At 72.4% G+C, this 25,680-nt stretch carries 22 protein-coding genes and 3 tRNA genes; 13 read left to right on the forward strand and 12 right to left on the reverse strand.

Features of this window, described 5'->3' with window-relative positions; translation table 11 throughout:
• The first annotated feature begins 41 nt into the window (after nt 1–41).
• From ACFYP3_RS22685 to ACFYP3_RS22705, 5 genes are all read left to right on the forward strand, one after another.
• Complete coding sequence (locus ACFYP3_RS22685) at nt 42–2,252, forward strand: DNA polymerase III subunit gamma and tau (RefSeq protein WP_388835354.1); 2,211 nt, start codon at nt 42–44, stop codon at nt 2,250–2,252.
• 60 nt (nt 2,253–2,312) lie between these two features.
• Nucleotides 2,313–3,566, forward strand: coding sequence for a phosphoribosylamine--glycine ligase (gene purD, locus ACFYP3_RS22690; RefSeq protein ID WP_388835357.1), 1,254 nt, complete (start codon nt 2,313–2,315; stop codon nt 3,564–3,566).
• A gap of 309 nt (nt 3,567–3,875) precedes the next feature.
• The gene (locus ACFYP3_RS22695) at nt 3,876–5,657 is read left to right on the forward strand and encodes a hypothetical protein (RefSeq protein WP_388835480.1); all 1,782 of its coding nucleotides are present in this window, start codon (nt 3,876–3,878) and stop codon (nt 5,655–5,657) included.
• Nucleotides 5,658–5,929: 272 nt separating this feature from the next.
• Entirely contained in the window at nt 5,930–7,417 is a 1,488-nt protein-coding gene (locus ACFYP3_RS22700) for a N,N-dimethylformamidase beta subunit family domain-containing protein (RefSeq protein WP_388835360.1), read from the forward strand.
• 88 nt (nt 7,418–7,505) lie between these two features.
• Nucleotides 7,506–8,411: a phosphoribosylaminoimidazolesuccinocarboxamide synthase gene (locus tag ACFYP3_RS22705; RefSeq protein WP_388835363.1), complete on the forward strand. Its 906-nt coding sequence runs from the start codon at nt 7,506–7,508 to the stop codon at nt 8,409–8,411.
• A 48-nt stretch (nt 8,412–8,459) separates the two neighbouring features.
• On the opposite strand, the gene ACFYP3_RS22710 is transcribed toward ACFYP3_RS22705, so the two are convergent.
• The 8 genes from ACFYP3_RS22710 to ACFYP3_RS22745 all read right to left on the reverse strand — a co-directional run bounded on the left by ACFYP3_RS22710 (nt 8,460) and on the right by ACFYP3_RS22745 (nt 12,960).
• Nucleotides 8,460–8,532 (reverse strand) — tRNA-Gly (locus tag ACFYP3_RS22710).
• A 24-nt stretch (nt 8,533–8,556) separates the two neighbouring features.
• A complete protein-coding gene (locus ACFYP3_RS22715) occupies nt 8,557–9,168 on the reverse strand; it encodes a response regulator transcription factor (RefSeq protein ID WP_030707959.1) in 612 nt (203 codons plus the stop codon).
• The gene (locus ACFYP3_RS22720) at nt 9,165–10,403 is read right to left on the reverse strand and encodes a sensor histidine kinase (RefSeq protein WP_388835367.1); all 1,239 of its coding nucleotides are present in this window, start codon (nt 10,401–10,403) and stop codon (nt 9,165–9,167) included. The genes ACFYP3_RS22715 and ACFYP3_RS22720 overlap by 4 nt, the downstream gene beginning before the upstream one ends.
• Before the next feature lie 29 nt (nt 10,404–10,432).
• Complete coding sequence (locus ACFYP3_RS22725) at nt 10,433–11,197, reverse strand: ABC transporter permease (RefSeq protein ID WP_388835370.1); 765 nt, start codon at nt 11,195–11,197, stop codon at nt 10,433–10,435.
• Nucleotides 11,194–12,138, reverse strand: coding sequence for an ABC transporter ATP-binding protein (locus ACFYP3_RS22730; protein ID WP_388835373.1), 945 nt, complete (start codon nt 12,136–12,138; stop codon nt 11,194–11,196). The genes ACFYP3_RS22725 and ACFYP3_RS22730 overlap by 4 nt, the downstream gene beginning before the upstream one ends.
• A gap of 199 nt (nt 12,139–12,337) precedes the next feature.
• A tRNA-Gly gene (locus tag ACFYP3_RS22735) sits at nt 12,338–12,410 on the reverse strand.
• A gap of 72 nt (nt 12,411–12,482) precedes the next feature.
• A tRNA-Gly gene (locus tag ACFYP3_RS22740) sits at nt 12,483–12,554 on the reverse strand.
• Nucleotides 12,555–12,642: 88 nt separating this feature from the next.
• Nucleotides 12,643–12,960, reverse strand: a complete 318-nt coding sequence (locus tag ACFYP3_RS22745) for an Lsr2 family protein (RefSeq protein WP_388835376.1) — start codon at nt 12,958–12,960, stop codon at nt 12,643–12,645.
• A gap of 351 nt (nt 12,961–13,311) precedes the next feature.
• Here ACFYP3_RS22745 and purS point away from each other — a divergent pair, with 351 nt between their 5' ends.
• From purS to ACFYP3_RS22770, 5 genes are all read left to right on the forward strand, one after another.
• The gene (gene purS / locus ACFYP3_RS22750) at nt 13,312–13,557 is read left to right on the forward strand and encodes a phosphoribosylformylglycinamidine synthase subunit PurS (RefSeq protein WP_030009438.1); all 246 of its coding nucleotides are present in this window, start codon (nt 13,312–13,314) and stop codon (nt 13,555–13,557) included.
• Between the two features lie 2 nt (nt 13,558–13,559).
• Nucleotides 13,560–14,240 (forward strand): phosphoribosylformylglycinamidine synthase subunit PurQ, encoded by a 681-nt coding sequence (gene purQ, locus ACFYP3_RS22755; RefSeq protein ID WP_388835379.1) that lies wholly within the window; start codon nt 13,560–13,562, stop codon nt 14,238–14,240.
• Entirely contained in the window at nt 14,237–16,486 is a 2,250-nt protein-coding gene (gene purL / locus ACFYP3_RS22760) for a phosphoribosylformylglycinamidine synthase subunit PurL (RefSeq protein ID WP_388835382.1), read from the forward strand. Before purQ ends, purL begins: the two co-directional genes overlap by 4 nt.
• Nucleotides 16,487–16,596: 110 nt before the next feature.
• A complete protein-coding gene (locus tag ACFYP3_RS22765; RefSeq protein WP_388835385.1) occupies nt 16,597–17,388 on the forward strand; it encodes a sterol carrier family protein in 792 nt (263 codons plus the stop codon).
• Nucleotides 17,389–17,435: 47 nt separating this feature from the next.
• Nucleotides 17,436–18,248, forward strand: a complete 813-nt coding sequence (locus tag ACFYP3_RS22770; protein WP_388835388.1) for an META domain-containing protein — start codon at nt 17,436–17,438, stop codon at nt 18,246–18,248.
• Between the two features lie 31 nt (nt 18,249–18,279).
• On the opposite strand, the gene ACFYP3_RS22775 is transcribed toward ACFYP3_RS22770, so the two are convergent.
• Nucleotides 18,280–19,713, reverse strand: a complete 1,434-nt coding sequence (locus ACFYP3_RS22775; protein ID WP_388835391.1) for a sulfatase — start codon at nt 19,711–19,713, stop codon at nt 18,280–18,282.
• A gap of 116 nt (nt 19,714–19,829) precedes the next feature.
• Nucleotides 19,830–19,925: a putative leader peptide gene (locus tag ACFYP3_RS22780; RefSeq protein WP_324617183.1), complete on the reverse strand. Its 96-nt coding sequence runs from the start codon at nt 19,923–19,925 to the stop codon at nt 19,830–19,832.
• Between the two features lie 148 nt (nt 19,926–20,073).
• Between ACFYP3_RS22780 and purF the strand changes: the two genes are divergently transcribed.
• Both purF and purM read left to right on the forward strand, forming a co-directional pair.
• Nucleotides 20,074–21,591: an amidophosphoribosyltransferase gene (gene purF, locus ACFYP3_RS22785; protein WP_267033687.1), complete on the forward strand. Its 1,518-nt coding sequence runs from the start codon at nt 20,074–20,076 to the stop codon at nt 21,589–21,591.
• A 105-nt stretch (nt 21,592–21,696) separates the two neighbouring features.
• Nucleotides 21,697–22,767 (forward strand): phosphoribosylformylglycinamidine cyclo-ligase, encoded by a 1,071-nt coding sequence (purM, locus tag ACFYP3_RS22790; protein ID WP_365468382.1) that lies wholly within the window; start codon nt 21,697–21,699, stop codon nt 22,765–22,767.
• A gap of 92 nt (nt 22,768–22,859) precedes the next feature.
• On the opposite strand, the gene ACFYP3_RS22795 is transcribed toward purM, so the two are convergent.
• Nucleotides 22,860–23,123: a DUF3073 domain-containing protein gene (locus tag ACFYP3_RS22795; protein WP_319723731.1), complete on the reverse strand. Its 264-nt coding sequence runs from the start codon at nt 23,121–23,123 to the stop codon at nt 22,860–22,862.
• Nucleotides 23,124–23,412: 289 nt separating this feature from the next.
• A complete protein-coding gene (locus ACFYP3_RS22800; protein ID WP_388835395.1) occupies nt 23,413–24,507 on the reverse strand; it encodes a Leu/Phe/Val dehydrogenase in 1,095 nt (364 codons plus the stop codon).
• Between the two features lie 206 nt (nt 24,508–24,713).
• Between ACFYP3_RS22800 and ACFYP3_RS22805 the strand changes: the two genes are divergently transcribed.
• Complete coding sequence (locus ACFYP3_RS22805; RefSeq protein ID WP_388835398.1) at nt 24,714–25,568, forward strand: hypothetical protein; 855 nt, start codon at nt 24,714–24,716, stop codon at nt 25,566–25,568.
• Nucleotides 25,569–25,680: the final 112 nt, after the last annotated feature.

The raw sequence follows: 25,680 nt of genomic DNA on the forward strand, positions 1-25,680 counted from the left end.
GCGGGCCGCTGTTGTCGGTGGGCCCGGATAACCTCGTAGACGTGTCGTCCCTTGCGCTGTACCGCCGCTATCGCCCCGAGTCGTTCGCCGAGGTCATCGGGCAGGAGCATGTCACTGCACCGCTGATGCAGGCCCTGCGGAACAACCGGGTCAATCACGCGTACCTGTTCAGCGGGCCGCGCGGGTGCGGGAAGACCACCAGCGCGCGCATCCTCGCCCGGTGTCTGAACTGTGAGCAGGGTCCCACTCCGACGCCCTGCGGGGAGTGCCAGTCCTGCCGGGACCTCGCCAGGAACGGGCCGGGGTCCCTCGACGTCATCGAGATCGACGCCGCCTCGCACGGTGGCGTGGACGATGCCCGTGACCTGCGCGAGAAGGCCTTCTTCGGGCCGGCGTCCAGCCGCTACAAGATCTACATCATCGACGAGGCCCACATGGTCACCTCGGCGGGCTTCAACGCCCTGCTGAAGGTGGTCGAGGAGCCGCCGGAGCACCTCAAGTTCATCTTCGCCACCACCGAGCCGGAGAAGGTGATCGGGACCATCCGGTCCCGGACGCACCACTACCCCTTCCGGCTGGTGCCGCCCGGCACCCTGCGGGACTACCTGGGCGAGGTCTGCGGGCGGGAAGGCGCCACGGTCGAGGACGGCGTGCTGCCGCTCGTCGTGCGCGCCGGCGCCGGGTCCGTGCGTGACTCGATGTCCGTCATGGACCAGCTGCTCGCCGGCGCGGGTGAGGACGGTGTGACGTATGCCATGGCGACCTCCCTGCTCGGGTACACCGAAGGCTCCCTGCTCGACTCCGTCATCGACGCCTTCGCCGCCCGCGACGGAGCGGCGGCCTTCGAGGTCGTCGACCGGGTGGTGGAAGGCGGGAACGACCCGCGCCGGTTCGTCGCCGACCTGCTGGAACGGCTGCGCGACCTCGTCATCCTGGCCGCCGTGCCCGAGGCCGGGGAGAAGGGGCTGATCGACGCCCCCGCCGACGTCTTGGAGCGGATGCAGGCCCAGGCGTCCGTGTTCGGGGCCGCCGAGCTGTCTCGCGCCGCCGATCTGGTCAACACCGGGCTCACGGAGATGCGCGGCGCGACCTCGCCGCGGCTGCAGCTGGAGCTGATCTGCGCCCGCGTGCTGCTGCCCGCCGCCTTCGACGACGAGCGGTCCTTCCAGGCCCGGCTCGACCGGCTGGAGCGCGGCGGGGCCGCCGCTGCGCCCGCCGCCGCGCCCGCCATGGGCTACGTGCCCGGGCCCGAGGCGCACGCCATGGCCCCCGCCGGTCCCGGCGGGGGTGTCGCCGCCGCGCGCGCCGCCGCCGCTGCCGTCCAGCCGCCCGCCGCGGTGCCCGCGCCCGCGCCGGTACGGGCTCCCGCGCAGCCGGAGGCCCCGGTCCAGCCGGCGCCCGCCGCCCAGGCTCCGGCCGCGCCCGCCCCCGCGCCCGCCCCCGCAGCCCCCGCGCCCGGGGCCTGGCCCGGAGCCGCCCAGCCCGGCAGCGGCGCCCCCGGCGCCTGGCCCGGAGCCGCCGCCCCCGCGACGCCGGCCGCACCCGCACCCGCCGCAGCCCCGGCCGCCGGTGCCTGGCCCAGCGCGTCCGCCCCCGGCCAGGGCGCGCCCGCGCCCGTCGCCCCGCCCGCAGCAGCCGCACCGGCCCCGGCGCCAGCCCCGGCCGCCGCCGCCCCCTCCCCCGGCATGGCCGCCGGTGCGGGGCAGGTCCAGGCGATGTGGCCCGGCGTCCTGGAGGCCGTGAAGAACCGCCGCCGCTTCACCTGGATCCTGCTCAGTCAGAACGCCCAGGTCACCGGCTTCGACGGCACCACCCTCCAGCTCGGCTTCCCCAATGCCGGAGCCCGCGACAACTTCGCGAGCAGCGGCAGCGAGGACGTGCTCAAGGCGGTCCTGGCCGAGCAGTTCCAGGTCAACTGGAAGATCGACGCCGTCGTGGGCGGCGGGGGCCCGGCCCCCATGGCCCCGGGCTCCTCCTCCTACGCCGCCCCGCCGCCCCCCGCCTACAACCCGCCGCCGGCGCAGCCGTCCCCGCAGGCGGCCCCCGCGCCCCAGTACCCGCAGCAGCAGCCGCACCAGCAGTCGGCCCCGGCCCCGCAGCCCCCCGTACAGCAGGCGCCCCCGCCGGTGGCCCCCGAGGACGACTTCGCGGAGGAGGACGATCCCGACCTCGTGGAGAGCGCCCTGACCGGACACGACCTGATCGTGCGCGAGCTGGGAGCCACCGTTGTGGAGGAATACACGAACGAGTAGGGCCTCCCGATTGGGTGGCCGCACGAAACGCGCCACCGGGGCCGGGCTACCCTGGGCGGCGTGAAGGTCCTCGTCATCGGCGGCGGCGCCCGCGAACATGCCCTGTGCCGCTCTCTGTCCCTCGACCCCGACGTCTCCGCGCTGTACTGCGCTCCCGGCAACGCCGGCATCGCCGAGGTGGCCGAGCTCCGCCCGGTCGACGCCCTCGACGGCGACGCCGTCGCCGCCCTCGCCACCGAACTCGGCGCCGACCTGGTCGTCGTCGGCCCGGAGGCCCCGCTGGTCGCCGGGGTCGGCGACGCCGTGCGCGCCGCGGGCATCCCCGTCTTCGGCCCGTCCGCCGAGGCGGCGCAGCTCGAAGGCTCCAAGGCCTTCGCCAAGGACGTGATGGCCGCGGCCGGGGTCCCGACCGCGCGCAGCTACGTCTGCACCACCCCGGAAGAGATCGACGCGGCCCTCGACGCCTTCGGCGCCCCGTACGTCGTCAAGGACGACGGACTCGCGGCCGGCAAGGGCGTCGTGGTCACCGAGGACCTGGCCGCCGCCCGCGCCCACGCGCTCGGCTGCGACCGCGTGGTCATCGAGGAGTACCTCGACGGCCCCGAGGTCTCCCTCTTCGCCATCACCGACGGCGTCACCGTGGTCCCGCTCCAGCCCGCGCAGGACTTCAAGCGCGCCCTCGACGGCGACCAGGGCCCGAACACCGGCGGCATGGGCGCGTACTCCCCGCTGCCCTGGGCCGACCCGAAGCTGGTCGACGAGGTCATGGAGCTGGTCCTCCAGCCCACCGTCGACGAGCTCCGCCGCCGCGGCACCCCCTTCTCGGGGCTCCTCTACGCCGGCCTCGCGATCACCAGCCGCGGTACGCGCGTCATCGAGTTCAACGCCCGATTCGGCGACCCCGAGACCCAGGTGGTCCTGGCCCGGCTGCGCACCCCGCTCGCGAGCGTGCTGCTGAACGCCGCCAACGGCACCCTGGACACCGAGGAGCCGCTCGTCTGGCGCGACGACGCGGCCGTCACGGTGGTCATCGCCTCCCACAACTACCCCGAGACCCCCCGCACCGGGGACCCGATCGAGGGCCTGGCCGAGGTGGCCGCCGAGGACGCGCCCGACGCGTACGTGCTGCACGCCGGGACCCGGCGCGAGGGCGACGCGATCGTCAGCGCGGGCGGCCGCGTGCTGTCCGTGACGGCGACCGGTTCCGATCTGGCACAGGCCCGCGAGAAGGCGTATAAGGCGGTGGCGCGCATCCGGCTGGACGGCTCGCAGCACCGTACGGACATCGCGGCGAAGGCCGCCGGGCTCGGCTGACCAGCGGCTCCGCTGACCCGCGGGCCCGGTGCGCAGATGCTGCGCCCGGGCCCGCGGGCGTGTTCGCGTGCGAGTGCATCCGGCCGCGTTCGAACGCACCCACCTTTACCCAAAGCCATTCCATCGGGTGATCGTCACCCCGTCCGCCTGACGGCCGGGCGTGCCCCAACTAGGGTGCGATGCCAAGCATTCCGGCACTTGGCCCACCGGCATTGCGATGTCAGTGGCGGGTGTCACAGTGGGGGAGTGAGCAACGTCGCCGCAGGGCAGAGGGGGTGAGGTCCGGCCGTGTCCGGAACCGGTTCGATCATGGAAGCGGGCGTGCCGTCCGCACGTTCCCGCGCTCTCGCCGTGCTGCGGGTACGCAGCAGGGCCCTGGCCGTCGGGCTGCTGCCCGCCGCCCTCGCGGTGGTGCTGGTGGCCGCCCGGACGACGGGCCGGCTGGCCGGTGACCCCTGGCCCGTGGTGACCCTCGTCGTGTGCGTCCTCGCGGCCGTGGTGCTGCTCGTCGGCGGCGTCTTCGGCGCGGTGGTGCTGCGGGCGAGCCCCGCCGTCACGCCGACGGTGCCGCTGTCGGAGGCCGCAGCGCCCGACCTCTACCGGCTGGTGCGGGACCTGGCCGACCGCATGGACGTGCCGCCGCCCTCCGCGATAGCCCTGACGCCGGACTGCGACAGCTGGCTGGAGGACCGCACCCACGCGGCCCACCGCCGCGGCGCCATATCCGCCGGCCCGGAGTCCGAGCAGGGTGCCGCCCCCGTGCTGGTGATCGGTTCGCCGTTCCTGTGGTGGATGCGCGTCGCGGAGCTACGGGCCGTCCTCGCGCCGGTCGTCGCCGGTACGGGACCTTCCGCGCACCCGGACATAGCCGACGCGCGCGGCTTCGTACGGGGCCTGGACGCGGCCGTGGACGTGGGCAACCGGCGCGGGCTCGGCTGGATCGGCGCCCCGGCCCGGCTGCTGCTGCGGCTGTGCCGGACGGACGCCACCGAGATGGAGCGCGGGGTGGCCGCGGCCGCCTCGGAGCGTGCACAGGGTGTGGACTACGGGCTGCGCATCGTCGCCCAGGAGCAGGTCGGCCTCGCCTACGCGGGCTGGGACCGGCTGCTGACCCGGGTCGCGCTGCCCGCCTGGCGGATGGGCCGCTGGCCCGCGCACCTAGACGCCGGAGTGGTCTCCGCGCTGACCGAGCTGTCGCGGCGGGACCGGCTGGCCGACGGGTTCACCTCGCGGCTCGGCGAGCGCCCCGCCTGTGACCTGCTGGAGCAGCCCGGAGTGGTCGACGAGGCGACGTCGCTGCTGGCCGCGCGCCTCTTCCACGGCGGGCCGGCCGAGACCGGGCCGGACTGGTCCCCGGTGGACTGGACGGCGTATCCGGAGGAGGTCGTGGACCGCAAGTGGCGTGCGGAGGCGGCCCGGCTGCACGCGGCGCTGGACGCCCTGGCCGTCCCGGCGGGCCGGCCCGCCGGACCCGCCGCTGCTTCCCCCGGACCCGCTGGGCCCGCCGGGTCCGCCGGCCCCGGAGCGCCCGGCACGGCGGCCGCACCGGCCGCACCTGCCGCATTGAACTCATCGGGCGCCCCGGCAGCGGCCGCGGCGGCGGGACCGGCCACGATCGAGGCCACCTGCGCCGCCCGGCCCGCCGTGGACGGCTTCGCCGGACCCACGCTGGAGCGGGTGCTGGGCTACCTCACGGACCCCACCGGCGCGGGCGCGGCCTCGGAGGCCCTGGCCGGCCGGCTCAGCGGGGACCTGGCCCGCGAGGAGCGGGCCGCCGGTCCTGCCGCCGGCGCCGGGAAGGCGCGCGGCGCGGACGCCGTGCCGCTGTTCCCGCTCCAGCCGCCACGCAGCGGCCGGGACCTGCTGGCCGACCACGTGACCGCGATGGTGTGCTGCGCGGCCGTGGACTCGGCCGGGGCCGCCCCCGGACTGGACTGGCTCGACGGGCCGGTCCTGCTGGTCGGCGGCGACCGCCGCTCCGACCTGGCCCCGCGCGTGATGTGCCTGGTCGAGGACGGGAACCCGGAACCGCTGCGGGACTGGCTCGCCGACCTCGGCGTGCGCCCGGAGAAGCCGGTCCGGCTGGTCTGAGCCGGGCCCGGACCGGTCCGCGCGGGCCCCGAGCGTGCCCCGATCGCCGCCCCCGGAGGGGTACGGCTCGTACGAAAAAGCGGATGCGAATGTTCCGGTCCCGTCAATTCGCGACGAACGGTGACGGACTGAGTGCGTTATGTGATGTGCTGGGATCGGTCGCGGCTGGATGTCCTGAACCGGGGTGTCCGGGAACTGCCGTCTCAGCAGGGAACGTGCCGCGCGCCGAGACGATGTACGCCCGTTCGGGGGAGCGAGGGAGGGGAGCGGTCATGGGTGCGGACCAGATCCGGCGTTGGGAGTCAGGGGCGCTCGCGCACGCGGTGACCGACCCGTTCGGGCAGGGCCCCCTGCCCTGGTTCCGGGGGAGCGAGCTCTACTTCGACGACACCGGCCACGTCGTCCCCTGGTACGTGGACCCGGCCGCCGCGGCCGCCGGCACCGGCCGGATCCCCCGCGCCCGCGGCAACGGCGGTCCCCGCACCGCCGACGACGTGCACCGCCAGATCAAGGGGTTCGCCTCCACCGGCGCCGTCACCCCCGGCGAAGCCATCGACTTCCACATCACCGTCGACCCGCCCCAGCAGTTCTCCGTCGACGTCTACCGGATCGGCCACTACGGCGGCGACGGCGCCTCCAAGATCACCACGAGCCCGCGGCTGTCCGGCATCGTCCAGCCCGCCCCCCTGGCGGCCGACCGCACCGTCTCCTGCCACCACTGGTGGTTGTCCTGGCGGCTGCAGGTCCCCTCCTACTGGAGCGTCGGCGCGTACGTCGCCGTCCTGACCACCGCGGACGGCTACCGCTCCCACATCCCCTTCACGGTCCGCGACGAGCACCCCGCCGACCTCCTGCTCCTGCTCCCGGACATCACCTGGCAGGCGTACAACCTCTACCCGGAGGACGGTCACACCGGCGCCAGCCTCTACCACGCCTGGGACGAGGACGGCCGGCTGCTCGGCGAGCAGGACGCGGCCCACACCGTCTCCTTCGACCGCCCCTACGCGGGCGCCGGCCTGCCCCTGCACGTCGGCCACGCCTACGACTTCATCCGCTGGGCCGAGCGCTACGGCTACGACATCGCCTACGCCGACACCCGCGACCTGCACGCGGGCCGTGTCGACCCCACCCGCTACCGCGGCCTGGTCTTCCCCGGCCACGACGAGTACTGGTCGGCCCCCATGCGCCGCACCGTCGAGCGCGCCCGCCTGCACGGCACCTCGCTCGTCTTCCTCTCCGCCAACACCATGTACTGGCAGGTCGAGCTCTCCCCCTCCCCCTCCGGGGACGCGGACCGGCTCCTCACCTGCCGAAAACGGCGCGGTCCGGGCCGCCCCAGCCTGTGGCGCGAGGTCGACCGCCCGGAGCAGCAGCTGCTCGGCATCCAGTACGCCGGCCGGGTCCCCGAGCCCGCGCCGCTGATCGTGCGCAACGCCACGCACTGGCTCTGGGACTCCACCGGGGCCGGGGAGAACGACGAGCTGCCCGGCCTGGTCGCGGGCGAGGCCGACCGGTACTTCCCGCGCACCCAGCTCCCCGAGCACCAGGACCGGATCCTGCTGGCGCACTCCCCGTACCTCGACAGCGAGGGTCACCGGCGCCACCAGGAGACCTCCCTCTACCGGGCGCCCAGCGGCGCCCTGGTCTTCGCCTCCGGCACCTTCGCCTGGTCCCCGGCCCTCGACCGCCCGGGCCACGTCGACGAGCGGGTGCAGCGGGCCACCGCCAACCTCCTCGACCGGATCTGCAAGCACGACTGACCCGCGACCGACCCACCCCTGTCCACAGGAGGGGACGAAGGTGCGCGAGAATCGGGGTGCGCTTCATACAGAACCACAGGGAGACCCCGTGTCCGGATTCGTCGAAAAGCCCGAGCCGGTTCAGGTTCCGGGCCTCGTCCACCTCCACACCGGCAAGGTGCGCGACCTCTACCGCGACGAGGACGACCGCCTCGTCATGGTCGCCAGCGACCGCCTGTCCGCCTTCGACTGGGTCCTGCCCACCGAGATCCCGGACAAGGGCCGCGTCCTGACCCAGCTCTCCCTGTGGTGGTTCGACCAGCTCGCCGACCTCGTCCCGAACCACGTCATCTCCACCGACCTGCCCGCCGGCGCCCCCGCCGACTGGGCCGGTCGCACGCTGATCTGCCGCAATCTGGACATGGTCCCGGTCGAGTGCGTGGCCCGCGGCTACCTGACCGGCTCCGGACTCGCCGAGTACAAGCAGACCCGTACGGTGTGCGGGCTCGGCCTTCCCGAGGGGCTCGTGGACGGCTCCGAGCTGCCCGGCCCGATCTTCACCCCGGCGGCCAAGGCCGAGGTCGGCGAGCACGACGAGAACGTCTCCTACGAGGAGGTGGCGCGCACCACCGGCGCCGAGACGGCGGCGCTGCTGCGCCAGACCACCCTGGCCGTGTACGGCCGCGCCCGGGACATCGCGCGCGAGCGCGGCATCATCCTGGCCGACACCAAGTTCGAGTTCGGTTTCGACCCGAAGGACGGCAGCCTCGTCGCCGCCGACGAGGTGCTGACCCCGGACTCCTCCCGCTTCTGGCCGGCCGACCAGTGGGAGCCGGGCCGCTCGCAGCCCTCCTTCGACAAGCAGTACGTCCGCGACTGGCTGGCGTCCCCGGCCTCCGGCTGGGACCCGAAGAGCGAGTTCCCGCCGCCGGCCCTCCCCTCGCAGGTCGTCGCGCAGACCCGCGCCAAGTACATCGAGGCGTACGAGCGGCTCACCGGCCTGACCTGGTCCTGAGACACCAAGAAGCCCCCGGTCCGAGGACCGGGGGCTTCTTCACTGCAGAGCGGACAACGCGACTCGAACGCGCGACATCCACCTTGGCAAGGTGGTGCTCTACCAACTGAGCTATGTCCGCAGGTGCGCCGTAGCGCGAGAACCACTATACCCAACCTCGCTCGCGTGCGAGACGCACCGCCGTGTGCCGGTTCTCGGCACCCAGCTTCGTCGCCGCCGAGGACAGGTAGTTCCGTACGGTCCCCTGTGACAGCGCGGCCCGCTCGGCGATCTCCGCGACCGGTGCCCCGTCCGCCGCCAGTTCCAGCACCTCGGCCTCCCGCGCGGTCAGCGGCGAGTCCCCCGCGCTGATGGCGTCGGCCGCCAACTCCGGGTCCACGTAACGACCGCCCGCGTGCACGGTCCGGATCAGTTCGGCCAGCCGCTGCGCCGAGACGGTCTTCGGGGCGAAGGCCCGCACCCCCGCGGCCAGGGCCCGCTTCAGGTGGCCCGGACGACCGTGACTCGTCACGATCATGGTCTTGCAATCGGGGAGTTCCGCCCGCAGCGATGTGGCGACGCTCACACCGTCGGCGCCGGGCATCTGCAGGTCCAGCACCGCGACGTCCGGCCGGTGCGCCCGCGCCATGGCGAGCGCCTCGGGGCCCGAGGCCGCCTCCGCGACGACGAGCAGGTCGTCCTCCAGGGCGAGCAGGGCCGCCAGCGCCCCGCGGATCAGGTGCTCGTCGTCGGCGAGCAGTACGCGTACGGGGCTCACGCCCGCACCTCCAGTCGTTGCGTTTCCCGGTCCGGGATCTCCGCGAGCAGCCGGAACCGGCCGTCGCCCACCAAGCCCGCCTGCAGGGTCCCGTCCAGTGCCGCGAGCCGCTCCCGCAGCCCGGCCAGGCCCGAGCCGGGCGGCCCGGCCGGGGTGTCGGGCGCCCCGTCGTTCTCCACCACCAGCGTCACGGGGCCGGTCTCCGGGGCGGACAGCCGGATCAGGCAGCGGTGCGCGTCCCCGTGCCGCAGTACGTTCGTCGTCGCCTCGCGGACCACCCAGCCGAGCGCCGACTGGACCTCGGGGGGCAGCTCGCGGCCGGCCCGGAAGTCGACCCGGCAGTCCATGCCGGCCGCGCTCAGCACCCCGCGCGCCCCCTCCAGCTCCACCGCGAGATCCGCCTCCCGGTAGCCCCGCACCACGTCCCGTACCTCCCGCTGGGACTCCTGGGCTATGCGCTGCACCTCGATCATCTGCTCCACCGCCTCCGGCCGATCGCGCCGCGCCAGCTGGACGGCCAGCTCGCTCTTGAGCGCGATCACCGCCAGGTTGCGGCCCATCACGTCGTGCAGATCGCGCCCGAAGCGCAGCCGTTCCTCCGCCACCGCGAGGCGCGCCTGCACCTCGCGGGAGCGGTCCAGCTCGTAGACCGTGTTCAGCAGCCACGCGGAGAACCCGCTGGTGAAGCAGAAGAACAGGCTGCCCAGCAGGATCCCGACGAGATACCCCAAGACCTCTCCGGCGGGCAGCCCGAGGGCGAGTGCGGCCAGGCTCGTCCCGGTCGCCGCGGCCGGGGGCACGTACCGCATCCTGCGCACCGACCTCAGGGACAGCACCAGCGAGCCGGAGCCGAAGGCGGTCAGCCCGGACACCAGCGCCGGAGCCGCCGAGGGGTCCGCGATCCTTCCCGTGGCCTCCAGGGCGAGGACGGCCAAGGTGGCGGCGCCCGTCGCGACGGCCAGGAACACCGCCAGCCGGACCGGGCGTTCGCGTCGCCCCACCACCCAGTCCAGCGCCCTGGAGTTGAGCACCCCGCACAGCACGGCGTGGGCGCACAGCATCACGAAGAGCGTGCCGGGCACCAGGACCGAGGACCTGCCGGCCGCGGCGACCAGCGGAAGCAGCCCGAAGGACACGATCTCCAGGAGCACGAAGAGGTGGAACGACCACCGGGTGTAGAGCTCCAGCTTTCCCGCACTGCTGCGGTTCTTCCACCACCCCGTCAGCTTCGCCATCTCCGCGTCTCCCCGTCCCCCGACTCGCCCTACCTGCGCGGTTCCCAGCGGAACCACCGCTGGACAGCAAACACGGTGATCACGGTCCAGGCCAGCGCACCCAGCCCGGCCCCCAGCAGGTCGCCGCTCTCCACGCCGCCGCTCCAGCCGGCCCGCACGAGGGTCATCACCCCGCTCAACGGAAGCAGTTCGCACAGGGAGGCCGCCAGGTCCGGCAGCGAGTCCGCCGGCATGAACAGCCCCGAGCCGAGCACGCTCAGCAGGAACAGCGGCAGCGTGGTGAAGCCGGCGGTCTCCACGGTGCGGGTGACGGCGCTGGTCAGCGCGGACAGCCCGGCGAGCAGCAGGACACCGATGACGACGGCCGCCACGAGCAGCAGCGGGTTGCGGGGCGTGCGCACGTCCAGCACGGCCGCGCCGGCCACCGCGAGCACCGCGATCTGGCCGAGCGCCAGGACGGCGGAGGGCAGCGCGGTCCCGGCGAGGATCTCCAGGTCGTTCGCCTCGCCGGTGCGCAGCCGCTTGAGGACGAGTTCCTCGCGCCGGGCGACGTAGGCCGAGACCAGGTTCATGTACACGACGAGGATCAGCACCATGCCGATCCCGCCGGTCACGGTGGCCTCGCCGACGGTCTGCGCGCCGTCGACCCCGCTGAGGGAGGAGCGCAGGACGAACACCATCAGCAGGGGCATCAGGAAGGCCACGCCGAGCGCGGCCCGGTTGCGCACCAGCAGGGTGATCTCGGAGCGGCCGAGCGCGACGAGCCGGCCGGGGTTCGGGGTCAGGGTGTTCATCGGATCTCCGCAGGCGTGTCCTCGGTGCGGCGGCCGGCGCTGCGGCGGCCCTCCGCGATCTCCAGGAAGGCCTCCTCCAGGGAGGCGGACCGGGCGTCGAGCCCGTCCAGTACGACTCCGCTCTCGCGGGCCCAGCCCAGCAGCTCGGTCAGGTCCGCCTGGAGCCGTCCGGTACGGATCTCCACGCGCTGTCCGAAGGCCGCCGCGCGCAGCGTCAGCGGCAGCCGGGCCGTGGGCACCCCGTCCGGCAGGGTGAAGCGGATCCTGGCCGGCCGGGTGGCGGTGACCTCGGCCGGGGTGCCCGAGAGGACGAGCTCGCCCTCGTGGAGGATCGCGAGGCGGTCCGCGAGCTCCTCGGCCTCCTCCAGGTAGTGCGTGGTCAGCAGCACCGTGGCGCCCTGCGCGCGCAGCTCCCGTACCAGCGCCCAGGTGTCCCGGCGGCCTTCGGGATCCATGCCGGTGGTCGGCTCGTCGAGGAAGAGCACCTCGGGCCGGCCGAGCAGGGCCAGCGCCAGGTCGAGGCGCCGCCGTTCGCCGCCGGACAGCTGCTTGACCCGTACGGAGGACCGGGTGCCCAGGCCGACCAGGTCCAGCACCTCCCCGGCCGGGCGGGCGCCCGTGGTGAGCCCGGCCCACATCCGGACGGTCTCGGCGACCGACAGGTCGGAGGGGAAACCGCCCTCCTGGAGCATGACCCCGGTGCGCGGGCGGACCCGGTCGCGCCGCGTGTACGGATCGAGGCCGAAGACGCGCACGCGGCCCCCGCTCGGCGCGGCCAGTCCCTCCAGCAGCTCGACGGTGGAGGTCTTGCCCGCGCCGTTGGTCCCGAGGAGGGCGAACACCTCGCCGCGCGCCACGGAGAAGGAGACGCCCCGGACGGCCTCGAAGCCGCCGGCGTAGCCGCGGCGCAGGTCCTGGGCTTCGATCACGGTATCGGTCATGTCCCCAGCCTCGGGGCGGCCGGACCGGGTCGGCAGTGCGCGCTGTCATGGCCCGCGATGACATTTGTCAGGGTGGCCGCCCGCGCCCCGGGACGGGACGAAGAGGAGAAAGGGAAGGAATGCCAAGGAAGCGCGAGGGAAGCACGAAGGAAGCACGAAGAAGGCCCCGATCGCAATGATCGGGGCCTTCTCTGTACAGAGCGGACGACGCGACTCGAACGCGCGACATCCACCTTGGCAAGGTGGTGCTCTACCAACTGAGCTACGTCCGCAAGCAGTGCACCGCCGGGGCGGTGCGTGCATCACTCTACCCGATCCACCGTGGTGGTCGGAAAGCCATGCAGAGCGGGTGACAGGAATCGCACACTGCGCCTTCCCTCTGGAAGAGGGATGTTCTGCTACTGAACTACACCCGCACGACCTCGGAGGCTCTGACCTGCGGCCTGGCCCCTTGGCGTGATCCACACACTAGCCGACGGATGGGGGTGGATGGCAAATCGGCCCTCAGTGAGCCGCGTTGTAGGCCTCGTAGATCTTCTTCGGGATGCGGCCGCGCGGGGGCACGTCGTACTGGTTGGACCGGGCCCAGGCCCGGACGACCGCCGGGTCGGGGGCGACGGAGGTGTGCTTGAAGGCCTTCCCCGAGCGCGACTGGCGCCGGCCGGCGGCGACGAAGGGGGCCAGGCCCTTCCGCAGTTTCTTTGCGTTGGCCACATTGAGGTCGATCTCGTACGACTTACCGTCCAGAGCGAACACGACCGTTTCCGCCGCTTCTCCGCCATCGATGTCGTCGGAGAGCGTGACTACTACGCGCTGCGCCACGGATATCGGTCCCTTCGTGCGACGCCGCCACCTGTTGACGTGGGGCGATGTCGCCTGTGTGGATGTTTCGGGGCAATGCATCATTCATCCCCCGTTGCGAAGCGGCAAAAGTCACTCGCCCGGAGTGATTCCTTTGTACCCCGATTCCCATTGCATTGCGAAGCCCAGTTAATTCTCTCCGCGTGTCCTGCCGCAATGCCGGGTACGCGGTTTTCCGGCGGATTTTGCGAAGCGTTGGTGAAGTCGAAACGGCGTGGTGATCGCACCCTTCGCATATCTACCCGCGTAGAAATTTTGGCCGGGTACGCTGAGGGAACCGCCTTCGCACCAACCACCACACGGGAGTGCCCGATGGCACGCGTCGTAGTCGACGTCATGCTCAAGCCGGAGATCCTCGACCCCCAGGGCCAGGCGGTGCAGCGTGCACTGCCGCGCCTGGGCTTCGAAGGGATCGCCGACGTCCGCCAGGGGAAGCGCTTCGAACTGGAGGTGGAGGGACCGGTCGACCAGGCCGCCCTCGACCGCATCCACAAGATGGCCGAAACGTTCCTCGCCAACACCGTCATCGAAGACTTCACCGTGAAGGTCGAGGCCTGACGGTGACCACTCGCATCGGAGTCGTCACGTTCCCCGGAACGCTCGACGACCGTGACTCGCTGCGCGCCGTCCGCCTCGCCGGGGCCGAGCCCGTCTCGCTGTGGCACCGCGACAAGGACCTGCACCAGGTCGACGCGGTCGTCCTCGCGGGCGGTTTCTCCTACGGGGACTACCTGCGCGCCGGGGCCATCTCCCGCTTCTCGCCGGTGATGGAGACCATCATCGAGCAGGCCAGGGGCGGCATGCCCGTCCTGGGCATCTGCAACGGCTTCCAGGTCCTCACCGAGGCCCACCTGCTGCCGGGGGCGATGCTCCGGAACAACCACCTGCACTTCATCTGCCGCGACCAGAAGCTGCGGGTGGAGAACGCGGAGACCGCGTGGACCGGCGACTACACCGCCGGCCAGGAGATCTCCGTACCGCTGAAGAACATGGACGGCCGGTACGTCGCCGACGAGCGCGTCCTCGACGAGCTCGAGGCCGAGGGCCGCGTGGCCTTCCGGTACGTCGACGTGAACCCGAACGGTTCGCTGCGCGACATCGCCGGCATCACCAACGCCGCGGGCAACGTCGTCGGCCTCATGCCGCACCCCGAGCACGCGGTCGAGCCGCTGATCGGGACCGGCCGCACCGACGGCCTCCCGTTCTTCACCTCGGTCCTGAAGAAGCTGGTCAGCGCATGAGCCTCGACACCGTCAAGAACGCCACCGAAACCCCGGACGCCTCCCAGCCGTGGAAGGAACTCGGCCTCAAGGAGGACGAGTACGCCCGCATCCGGGAGATCCTCGGCCGCCGCCCCACCGGCGCCGAGCTCGCCATGTACTCGGTCATGTGGTCCGAGCACTGCTCGTACAAGAGCAGCAAGGTCCACCTGAAGCAGTTCGGCGAGAAGGTCCCGCAGAACGACGCCATGCTCGTCGGCATCGGCGAGAACGCCGGCGTCGTCGACGTCGGCCAGGGCTACGCGGTCACCTTCAAGGTCGAGTCGCACAACCACCCCTCGTACATCGAGCCCTACCAGGGCGCGGCCACCGGCATCGGCGGCATCGTCCGCGACATCCTCGCCATGGGCGCCCGCCCGATCGCCGTCGTGGACCCGCTGCGCTTCGGCGCGGCCGACCACCCCGACACCAAGCGCGTCCTGCCGGGCGTGGTCGCGGGCATCGGCGGCTACGGCAACTGCCTCGGCCTGCCCAACATCGGCGGCGAGGTCGTCTTCGACGCCTGCTACCAGGGCAACCCGCTGGTCAACGCCGGCTGCATCGGCGTCATGAAGCACGAGGACATCCACCTCGCCAAGGCCTCCGGCCCCGGCAACAAGGTCATCCTCTACGGCGCCCGCACCGGCGGCGACGGCATCGGCGGCGTCTCGGTCCTCGCGTCCGAGACCTTCGACGACACCAAGCCGACCAAGCGCCCCGCCGTCCAGGTCGGCGACCCCTTCCAGGAGAAGCTCCTCATCGAGTGCACCCTGGAGATCTTCAAGGAGAAGCTGGTCGCGGGCATCCAGGACCTCGGCGGCGCCGGGCTCTCCTGCGCCACCTCCGAGCTCGCCTCCGCCGGCTCCGGCGGCATGCGCGTCGAGCTCGACACCGTCCCGCTGCGCGACGCGACGCTCTCGCCCGAGGAAATCCTCATGAGCGAGTCGCAGGAGCGCATGTGCGCGATCGTCGAGCCGCAGTACGTCGACCGCTTCATGGAGATCTGCGAGAAGTGGGACGTCATCGCCACCGTCATCGGTGAGGTGACCGACGGCGAGCGCCTGGAGATCTTCTGGCACGGTGAGCAGATCGTGGACGTGCCCCCGGGCACGGTCGCCCACGAGGGCCCGGTCTACCACCGCCCGTACGCCCGCCCCGAGTGGCAGGACGCCCTCCAGGCCGACGACGCGGGCAAGCTGCCCCGTCCGCAGACCTCCGAGGAGCTCCGCGCGCAGGTCCTGGCGCTGGTCTCGTCCCCGAACCAGGCCTCGAAGTCCTGGGTCACCGACCAGTACGACCGCTTCGTGCAGGGCAACACGGTGCTCTCGCAGCCCGAGGACGCGGGCATGGTCCGCATCGACGAGGAGTCGAACCTCGGCGTGGCCATGGCCACCGACGGCAACGGCCGCTTCGCGAAGCTCGACCCGTACACGGGCGCGCAGCTCGCGCTGGCGGAGGCGTACCGCAACGTCGCCGCGACCGGCGCCAAGCCGCTGGCGATCTCCGACTGCCTGAACTTCGGCTCCCCCGAGGACCCGGGCGTCATGTGGCAGTTCGCCGAGGCCACCCGCGGTCTCGCGGACGGCTGCTTCGAGCTGGGCACCCCGGTGACCGGCGGCAACGTCTCGCTGTACAACCAGACCGGTGACATCGCCATCCACCCGACCCCGGTCGTGGCGGTCCTCGGTGTGATCGACGACGTCAACCGCCGTACGCCGATGGCGTTCGCGGAGGCCGGCCAGCTGCTGTACCTGCTGGGCGACACGGCCGAGGAGTTCGGCGGCTCGGCCTGGTCCCAGGTCGTCCACGACCACCTCGGCGGCATGCCCCCGAAGGTGGACCTGGCGCGCGAGAAGCTGCTCGCCGAGATCCTGATCTCGGCCTCCCGCGACGGCATGATCGACGCCGCCCACGACCTGTCCGACGGCGGCGTGATCCAGGCGCTCACCGAGTCCTGCCTGCGCGGCGGCAACGGTGCCCGGATCGTGGTGCCCGAGGGCCTGGACGCCTTCACCTTCCTGTTCTCCGAGTCCGCGGGCCGGGCCATCGTGGCCGTACCGCGCAGCGAGGAGCTCCGCTTCACCGACATGTGCGGTGCGCGGGGCCTGCCGGTCGCCCGCATCGGCGTGGTGGACGGCGAGGAGATCGAGGTCCAGGGCGAGTTCACCCTCCCGCTGGCCGAGCTCCGCGAGGCCCACGAGGCGACGATCCCGGCCCTGCTGGCCTGATCCCCGCAGCGCGTACGAGGCCCCGCCCACCCCGTGGGCGGGGCCTCGGCGCTGCCCGGGACGCGCGGTGCGGCCGCACGCAGCCGGCGCCGCCCGGATAGGGTCACCGCATGCCGCCCGCCAGGAAGAAGCAGCGCACCTTCGACCCCGCCAGGATCCGCACGGCCGTCACCGCGCAGTTCGCGCATGTCGGCGAAGCCGTCGGGGAGTTGGGGCCCGAGCAGCTGGCACGGCCCAGCGGGCTCGGCGACTGGACCGTCGCCGACCTCGCCGCGCACGTCGCCTGGATCGCGGACTCGCTGGCCGCCGGCCTCGCCCGGCCGCCCGCCGCCGTCGCCGAACTGTCCGCCGTCGAATGGCCCTTCGCCACCGCCTCCCTCGCCGGGAAGATCTCCGAAGCGGCCCGGGAGACCCTCGCCGGCGCCCCGCTGCCCGAGCTGTACGAGCGGGCGGCCGCCCGCATGGCCGCGGCGCTCGCGGCGAACCCGGACGCCCGCGTGCTGGACCTGTGGATCGGGGACATGACCCTGGCCGACTTCCTGGTCACCCGGACCGTCGAGCTGGTGGTCCACACCGACGACCTGAACCGGGCCGCCGGACTGGACGTCCCGATCGAGCGGCAGGCGCTGGCCGCCTGCACCCGGCTGCTCGCCGACGCCCTCGCCCTCAAGGCCCCCGGCGGTGCGGTCGAGGTACGGATCCCGCCCTTCGCGGTGGTCCAGTGCGTCGAGGGGCCGCGCCACACCCGCGGTACCCCGCCGAACGTGGTGGAGACCGACCCGCTCACCTGGATCCGGCTCGCGACCGGCCGTACGGGATGGGCCGAGGCACTCGACGGGGCGCGGGTCAGGGCCAGTGGCGAGCGGGCCGACCTGTCCGCGCTGCTGCCGCTGATGAGCTGAGCGCGGCCATGACGGAACCGACCCGGCGTCCCGTCCGTCCCAGGGGCATGCGTACCTTCCGGCACGTCCACCGCTCCGCGGGCCCGGCCCTCGTCCTCGCACTCGCCCTCGCTCTGGCCGGCTGCGGCCCGTCCGGGGAGAACGGGAGCGCCCCGCTGCCCGCCGTCGTGGGCTCCTGGGCCGTCGAGTCCCTGACCACCGGCGGCCGCACCCTGCACGCTCCCGAGTCCGCCCGCGTCGACCTCGCGCAGGACACGGCCAAGGGCAGCTACGGCTGCAACGGCTTCCGGGCGGCGGTCGTCCTCGACGGCACCTCCGCCCTGACCGTCACCCCCGGCATGTCGACCACCATGGCCTGCCCGGACATGGAATTCGAGACGGCCTTCGCCAAGCTGTTCTCGGGCCGGCTGACGATCGACCGGGGGCCCGACCGGCTCACCCTGAAGACCGCCGACGGGAGCACCATCGCCATGACCTCGCAGCCCCGCGACCCGGACGCCCCCCTCATCGTCACGGACTGGACCGTCGACTCGCTGATCAGCGGGGAGACGGTGTCCTCGGTGCCCGCCGAGGCCGCCGGCAAGGCCCGTTTCGCCATCGCCGCGGACGGCACCGCGGGCGGGACCCTCGGCTGCAACCGGTTCAGCGCCAAGGCGACCGTGGACGGTCCCACGGTCACCTTCGGCCCGCTCACCACGACCCGGATGGCCTGCGAGGGCCCGGCGGGCGAGGTCGAGCGGACGCTGACCGCGCTCTTCGGCAGCGGCCCGCTCACCACGAAGATCGACGGCCGGACCCTCACCCTCACCGCCCCCGACGGCAAGGGCCTGACCGCCAAGGCCTCCTCCGCAGCCGAGTGACCTGTACGGGGCTGCGCGCGGGCGGCGGGGCTCAGCCCGGGTACGGGAGGAGCTGGGCGTCCACGCGTTCCCAGGCCGTACGCAGTTGTGCCAGGCGGGCCGGGTCCACGGCGGCCTTGTCGGCCTGCTCGCGGACGTCACCGGCCAGGTGGAACAGCTGGTCCTTGCCCGCCTTGCCGCGGTAGTACTTCCAGTCGCCGCGGCGCAGCGCCCGCTCCCCCCGCACCCGCCAGAACAGGTCCCGCTCGGCGACCTTCTCGCCGCGCAGCAGGTAGCCGGCCAGGCTCGCCCCGTCCAGCGGGTAGGCCGGGTGCGGGCGGGCCCCGGCGACCTCCAGCAGGGTCGCGGTCCAGTCGGGGCTGAACACGGGAACGTGGCTGACCTGGCCGCCGTCGAGGCGGGCGGGCCAGCGCGCAATGTTCGGCACCCGAATCCCGCCCTCCTGCAGGGAGGCCTTGTTGCCGGACAGCGGCCAGTTGTACGAGAAGCGCTCGCCGCCGTTGTCGCTGGAGAAGACGACCAGGGTGTCCTCCTCCTGGCCGGAGCGCTTCAGCGCCTTCAGCACCTCGCCGACCGAGCGGTCGAGGTCCTCGACCATCTCCTTGTACTTCTCGACGGAGCCCCCGTCCTGGTGCCACAGGGCGCGGCCGTCGCCCGCCTTGATCCGGCGGACGATCTCGGCGCTCTCCTCGGTGTCCCCGTCGGCGATCCACGGCCAGTGCGGGGTGGTGAAGTTGAGGTTCAGCAGCCACGGCCTGCCGTGGTGGTCGCTGGAGACGTACTCGCTCGCCCGCTCCGTGATGATCCGCGTGTAGTACCGCAGGTCCTTGTACTCGGCGTCGCCCTCGTAGAGGTCGTACTCACCGGCCAGACCCAGCTTGGAGTAGTACTCCAGGGCCCCGCCGAAGTTGCCGAAGAACTCGTCCCAGCCGGACCGGGTCGGGCTGTAGTCGGGCAGGTAACCCGCGTGCCACTTGCCGATCAGCGCGGTGGCGTAGCCGGCCCCCTTCAACAGCGAGGCCAGGGTCGGGTGCGTGGGGTCCAGGCCCACCGACTTGTCCGCGATCGGCTCGGCCAGCCCGCCCTTGGTACGGCCCGGGTAGCGCCCGGTGTACAGGCTGAACCGGGTCGGCGAGCAGGTCGCCGAGCCCGAGTAGGCGTCGGTGAACCGGACGCCCTCGCGGGCCAGCCGGTCCAGGTTCGGGGTCCTGATGTGCGGGGAGCCGTACGCGGACAGGTCGGCCCAGCCCAGGTCGTCACCCAGGATGAAGAGGATGTTGGGCCTGCGGGAACGCCGGCCGGGGGCGGCCCGGAACTCCCGTTCCCGGGGGCCCGCGGCCCGGGCGTCGACGGCCTCCGCGGCCTCGGCGGGGGCGGCTCCCAGCCCCACCGCGGCGGTCGCCGCGGTCACGCCGACGGCGCCTCCGAAGGCACGACGGGACAGCTTGTTCTCGTACGAAGACACAGGTACTCCAAGGCACGGTCCGCCGGCCGGCTCCGGGCGGGGCGCGGGACGGCGCGGGGCACGGCGGAGCAGGGCGGGGCGGAGCGGAAATGAGAAAGGGCGGAGACGAGTTGCGGCTACGCGGAACAGCGACAGATGGCGCTCGCGACACGGACCAGGTCCACGTGCCGGCGCTCGACGAGGGTGACGGTGCGGTCACCGAGGGGCTGCATGAGCCGAGAGCTTGTACGAATGCCTTCGTGCATGTCAACAAGGTGATCCGCATACCGAGACGGAGGGGTCCGGTCACCCTCCGTGCTGTGACATTTCCCGGCCGTCCCCAATTCGGACCAGTGGTCGATCTCGCCTACACTCGGGAGCGTGCCTCGTGGTGATGGACGACTCAACCACGACCTGCTCCCCGGCGAAAAGGGCCCCCAGGACGCTTGCGGCGTCTTCGGTGTCTGGGCTCCGGGTGAAGAGGTCGCCAAGCTCACCTACTTCGGACTGTATGCATTGCAGCACCGCGGACAAGAGTCCGCGGGAATCGCTGTGAGCAACGGTTCCCAGATCCTCGTCTTCAAGGACATGGGCCTCGTTTCCCAGGTCTTCGACGAAACCTCTCTCGGCTCGCTCCAAGGTCATATCGCGGTCGGTCACGCCCGCTATTCGACCACCGGGGCCTCCGTCTGGGAGAACGCGCAGCCCACTTTCCGCGCGACCGCCCACGGCTCGATCGCCCTGGGTCACAACGGCAACCTGGTGAACACCGCCGAGCTTGCCGAGATGGTCGCCGACCTCCCCCGTCAGGACGGGCGGGCCACCCAGGTGGCCGCCACCAATGACACCGACCTGGTCACCGCCCTGCTCGCGGGGCAGACCGACGAGGACGGCAAGCCGCTGACGATCGAGGAGTCGGCCACCAAGGTCCTCCCGAAGGTCAAGGGCGCCTTCTCCCTCGTCTTCATGGACGAGGGGACCCTCTACACCGCCCGTGACCCGCAGGGCATCCGCCCGCTGGTCCTCGGCCGCCTGGAGCGCGGCTGGGTGGTCGCGAGCGAGACCGCCGCCCTCGACATCTGCGGCGCCAGCTTCGTCCGCGAGGTCGAGCCGGGCGAGCTCATCGCGATCGACGAGAACGGCCTGCGCACCTCCCGATTCGCGGAAGCGAAGCCCAAGGGCTGTGTCTTCGAGTACGTCTACCTGGCGCGCCCGGACACCGACATCGCCGGCCGGAACGTCTACCTCTCGCGTGTCGAGATGGGCCGGCGCCTGGCCAAGGAAGCCCCGGTCGACGCCGACCTGGTGATAGCGACGCCGGAGTCCGGCACGCCCGCCGCCGTCGGATACGCCGAGGCCAGCGGGATCCCGTACGGCTCCGGCCTGGTCAAGAACGCCTACGTGGGCCGGACGTTCATCCAGCCCTCGCAGACGATCCGCCAGCTCGGCATCCGCCTGAAGCTCAACCCGCTCAAGGAAGTCATCCGCGGCAAGCGCCTCGTGGTCGTCGACGACTCGATCGTCCGCGGCAACACCCAGCGCGCCCTCGTCAAGATGCTCCGCGAGGCCGGCGCGGCGGAGGTCCACATCCGGATCTCCTCGCCGCCGGTGAAGTGGCCGTGCTTCTTCGGCATCGACTTCGCCACGCGGGCCGAGCTGATCGCCAACGGCATGACGGTCGACGAGATCGCCACCTCGCTCGGCGCGGACTCGCTCTCGTACATCTCGCTCGACGCGATGATCGAGGCGACCACCATCCAGAAGCCCAACCTCTGCCGTGCCTGCTTCGACGGCGAGTACCCGATGGAGCTGCCCGACCCGCAGCTCCTCGGCAAGCAGCTCCTGGAGAGCGAGCTCGCGGGCGGCACCGACGCCGCCGACGCGCTCCGCCGTCCGTAGGCGATTCTCGGTTCGCCCTGCTCAACCTGCGCTGGGCCCTCTCTTTGAGGCTTCTCCGGGGGCCCAGCACCACACGCAGTAACGACACGAAAGCTCTCTCCTGTCATGACAGAGAAGACCACCGGTGCCAGCTACGCAGCCGCAGGCGTGGACATCGAAGCGGGCGACCGCGCCGTCGAACTGATGAAGGAGTGGGTGAAGAAGACGCAGCGCCCCGAGGTCCTCGGTGGCCTCGGCGGCTTCGCCGGCCTCTTCGACGCCTCCGCCCTCAAGCGCTACGAGCGCCCGCTGCTCGCCTCCGCGACCGACGGCGTCGGCACCAAGGTGGACATCGCCCGTCAGCTCGGCGTGTACGACACCATCGGCCACGACCTGGTCGCGATGGTCATGGACGACATCGTCGTCTGCGGCGCCGAGCCGCTCTTCATGACCGACTACATCTGCGTGGGCAAGGTCCACCCCGAGCGTGTCGCGGCCATCGTCAAGGGCATCGCCGAGGGCTGTGTCCTCGCCGGCTGCGCCCTGGTGGGCGGCGAGACCGCCGAGCACCCCGGCCTGCTGGGCCCGGACGACTTCGACGTGGCGGGCGCCGGCACCGGTGTCGTCGAGTACGACCGCCTGCTCGGCGCGGATCGCATCCGTACGGGTGACGCCGTCATCGCGATGGCGTCGTCCGGCCTTCACTCGAACGGGTACTCGCTCGTCCGGCACGTCCTCTTCGACCGGGCCGGGATGTCCCTGGACCAGCACGTCGAGGAGCTCGGCCGCACCCTGGGCGAGGAGCTCCTGGAGCCCACCAAGATCTACTCGCTGGACTGCATGGCGCTCACCCGTACGGCCGAGGTGCACGCCTACTCGCACATCACCGGCGGCGGCCTCGCGGCCAACCTGGCCCGGGTCATCCCGGACCACCTGCACGCCACGGTCGACCGTTCGACCTGGACCCCCGGCGCGATCTTCGACCTGGTGGGCAAGGCCGGGCAGGTGGAGCAGCTGGAGCTGGAGAAGACCCTGAACATGGGCGTCGGCATGATGGCCGTGGTCCCGCAGGAGTCGGTGGACGTGGCCCTGACCGCGCTGGCCGACAGGGGCGTCGACGCCTGGGTCGCCGGCGAGATCCTGGACCGCGGCGACCACGCCGAGGGCGCGACGCTGACCGGGTCCTACGCGGGCTGAGCAGCACGGAAACCCGGTCCGGGGCGCAGGCCCCGGACCGGGTTTCGATGTTTTGTCAGACGCAGATGCTGCCGTGCAGAAGGATCCGCGCGTCAAGCCCCACGGCGGTGAGCCGACGGACCGGACTCTTCGTCCTCGTCGTCGTCATCGCGGTTGTAGAGCTCCGCGTACCGAGCGTACGGGTCGTCCTCGTCCAGCTCGTCGTCGTCTACCTCGACCGGCTCGCTGACTGGCAGCGGTTCCGCGGTCGATGCGCCCAGCTCGTTGGCCAGACGCGACAAGTCAGTCCCGCCGCTGCTGTACTTCAGCTGGCGGGCGACCTTCGTCTGCTTGGCCTTTGCCCGGCCGCGCCCCATGGCTCGACCCCCTCGGTGACGGGGCTCGACGGCCCCAGAGTCTGACACGCGTTCATGGTTCGGAGCGGGCTCTCCGTGGAGAGACCGTCCGTAGGGGTTTAACGGTACCTGCTTCCGCGGCCATACGGTACGCCGCCCGCATGACGCGCCCCGGTGCAGAACCAACAAGGCGCCCCGTCCTCGCTGGTCAGCTGCGATTTTAACCTTTTCCTGGCGGGCGACCCGCCGAAGTGCAGTGAGTTCCGTCTCGCCGCACCCCGGCGGGCGCACCCGAGGGCCCGAAGGGGGCCTAGAGGGCGCGGGCGGCGCGGGCGTCCGCCATCCGCTGCTCGGCGATCCGGTCGGCCGCGGCGGCCGGCGGGATGCCATCCGCCTTCGCGCGAGCAAAGATCTCCAGCGTGGTGTCGAAGATCTTCGTGGCCTTGGCCTTGCAGCGGTCGAAGTCGAAGCCGTGCAGCTCGTCGGCGACCTGGATGACGCCACCGGCGTTGACCACGTAGTCGGGCGCGTAGAGGATGCCGCGGTCCGCGAGGTCCTTCTCGATGCCCGGGTGCGCGAGCTGGTTGTTCGCCGCACCGCAGACGATCTTGGCGGTGAGGGCGGGCACCGTGTCGTCGTTCAGGGCGCCGCCGAGCGCGCAGGGGGCGTAGATGTCCAGGCCCTCGACGCGGATCAGCGCGTCCGTGTCGGCGACCGCGGTGACCTTGCCCGGGTGCTTGTCGAGGATCCGGCGCACCGACTCCTCGCGCACGTCCGTGATCACGACCTGGGCGCCGTCCGCCAGCAGGTGCTCGACCAGGTAGTGGCCGACCTTGCCGACACCGGCCACGGCGACCTTGCGGTCGCGCAGCGTCGGGTCGCCCCACTGGTGCTGGGCACTGGCGCGCATGCCCTGGAAGACGCCGAAGGCGGTGAGGACCGAGGAGTCGCCCGCGCCGCCGTTCTCGGGGGAGCGGCCGGTCGCCCAGCGGGTCTCGCGGGCCACGACGTCCATGTCGGCCACGTAGGTGCCGACGTCGCAGGCGGTCACGTAGCGGCCGCCGAGGGACTCCACGAACCGGCCGTAGGCCCGGAGCAGTTCCTCGCTCTTGATGACGTCGGGGTCGCCGATGATGACGGCCTTGCCGCCGCCGAGGTCGAGACCGGCGAGGGCGTTCTTGTACGACATGCCGCGCGCGAGGTTCAGCGCGTCGAGGACGGCCTCCTCGTCCGAGGCGTACGCGTGGAAGCGCGTACCGCCGAGGGCCGGGCCCAGGGCGGTGGAGTGGATCGCGATGACGGCCTTCAGGCCGGAGGCTCGGTCCTGGCACAGCACGACTTGCTCGTGACCGCCCTGTTCCGTGCGGAACAGGGTGTGCAGGACGCCGTCGGTCATTTCGGTCACGGTGGTGACTCCCATGGAAGAGATGCGGCGGAAAGACGCCCGCCCTGCGGGTGGGGGAGGGCGTGCTGGGAGCAGAGTAAGACCTCCGGGCCCCGCGTAGGCGATCTGTCCGGGGATCGGAACACACTCGGAGTACGAGGCCCCCGGGGGCCGGGCCGGGAGCCCCCGGAGGTGAACCGGACCCGCAAAGAGGGGAGTACGAGAGCGTGAGCGAATCCTCCGAACCCCTGCTGCCGTCCGCGCGCTCGGCGCCGACCGTCCCGTACGCCTCGTACCTGCGCGTCTACGAGCCCCTGGCCGCCTTCGCGGAGCCGGAGCGCACGCACTGGGCCGCCTACGCCCGGCGCGGGGCGACCCCGACCGCCCAGGACGAACTGCGCAGGTCGCTCACGGATTTGGTGCGGGTCCCCGTGGTGGGGGTGCCGGCGCACGAGAGCGCGGACGCCTTCACGGCGGAGGTGGGCGGCGTGCTGCTGGTCTGCCCGTGGCGCACCCGGCTCCGCGGTTGGCTGGCGCTGGAGGAACTGGTCGCCTCCTTCCCGCTTCCCGTGCTGGACGCCGCGCTGCCGCCGGGGACGCGTAGGCAGGCGGCCGAGGAGTACGAACGCTGGCGCGAGCGGAACCCGGACGCGCGCCCCTGGATCCGGACGGGCGTCTGGCAGATCCCGCTGCGCTGGTTCGTCCTCGTGGCCGACGAGGAGCGTGACTACGTGCCGGGCGAGCGGCTGCGCTACCGGACGCCGATGGTGCAGGCCCGCCGGCGGCTCGCCCGGGCCCTGCGGACCCTGCGCGACGCGGAGGGGTACGGGATGCTCGCCGAGGGCCTGGTGGAGGTCGGGAGCTGGCTGGAGGAGTTCCACCCGAGGTCGATGGTCGAGCTGGACTACGGCGGGCTGCTGCACGCCCTGCCGGCGGACCGGCTGGCGGCCGACCGCTCGGCCGGCGACCTGGCGGCGGGGATCGCGGCCCTGCGGGCCGGGGACCGGGAGGGGGCGTCCGAGGCGTACGGGGAGCTGGCGGAGCGCTGGCGGGCGGTTCGGGAGCGACTTTTCGCGAATTAGGCCGAAAGTGGCCTGTGTGGCTTTTTTCTCCCCCAGGGCCCGCGTACGTACTGTGGCGTATCGGTCGATCGGTCAATAATGGCTGATCAGAGCCCTGATCGTAAGATTTGGG

This window comes from Streptomyces sp. NPDC005533, from assembly GCF_042871845.1.
Lineage (GTDB): Bacteria > Actinomycetota > Actinomycetes > Streptomycetales > Streptomycetaceae > Streptomyces.

Coding starts and splice junctions, on each gene's coding strand:
- ACFYP3_RS22695 (WP_388835480.1), top strand. CDS start 3,876: ATGGAAGCGGGCGTGCCGTCCGCACGTTCCCGCGCTCTCGCCGTGCTG.
- ACFYP3_RS22700 (WP_388835360.1), top strand. CDS start 5,930: ATGGGTGCGGACCAGATCCGGCGTTGGGAGTCAGGGGCGCTCGCGCAC.
- ACFYP3_RS22720 (WP_388835367.1), bottom strand. CDS start 10,403: ATGGCGAAGCTGACGGGGTGGTGGAAGAACCGCAGCAGTGCGGGAAAG.
- ACFYP3_RS22725 (WP_388835370.1), bottom strand. CDS start 11,197: ATGAACACCCTGACCCCGAACCCCGGCCGGCTCGTCGCGCTCGGCCGC.
- ACFYP3_RS22730 (WP_388835373.1), bottom strand. CDS start 12,138: ATGACCGATACCGTGATCGAAGCCCAGGACCTGCGCCGCGGCTACGCC.
- purS (WP_030009438.1), top strand. CDS start 13,312: ATGGCACGCGTCGTAGTCGACGTCATGCTCAAGCCGGAGATCCTCGAC.
- purL (WP_388835382.1), top strand. CDS start 14,237: ATGAGCCTCGACACCGTCAAGAACGCCACCGAAACCCCGGACGCCTCC.
- ACFYP3_RS22765 (WP_388835385.1), top strand. CDS start 16,597: ATGCCGCCCGCCAGGAAGAAGCAGCGCACCTTCGACCCCGCCAGGATC.
- ACFYP3_RS22770 (WP_388835388.1), top strand. CDS start 17,436: ATGCGTACCTTCCGGCACGTCCACCGCTCCGCGGGCCCGGCCCTCGTC.
- ACFYP3_RS22780 (WP_324617183.1), bottom strand. CDS start 19,925: ATGCAGCCCCTCGGTGACCGCACCGTCACCCTCGTCGAGCGCCGGCAC.
- purM (WP_365468382.1), top strand. CDS start 21,697: ATGACAGAGAAGACCACCGGTGCCAGCTACGCAGCCGCAGGCGTGGAC.
- ACFYP3_RS22795 (WP_319723731.1), bottom strand. CDS start 23,123: ATGGGGCGCGGCCGGGCAAAGGCCAAGCAGACGAAGGTCGCCCGCCAG.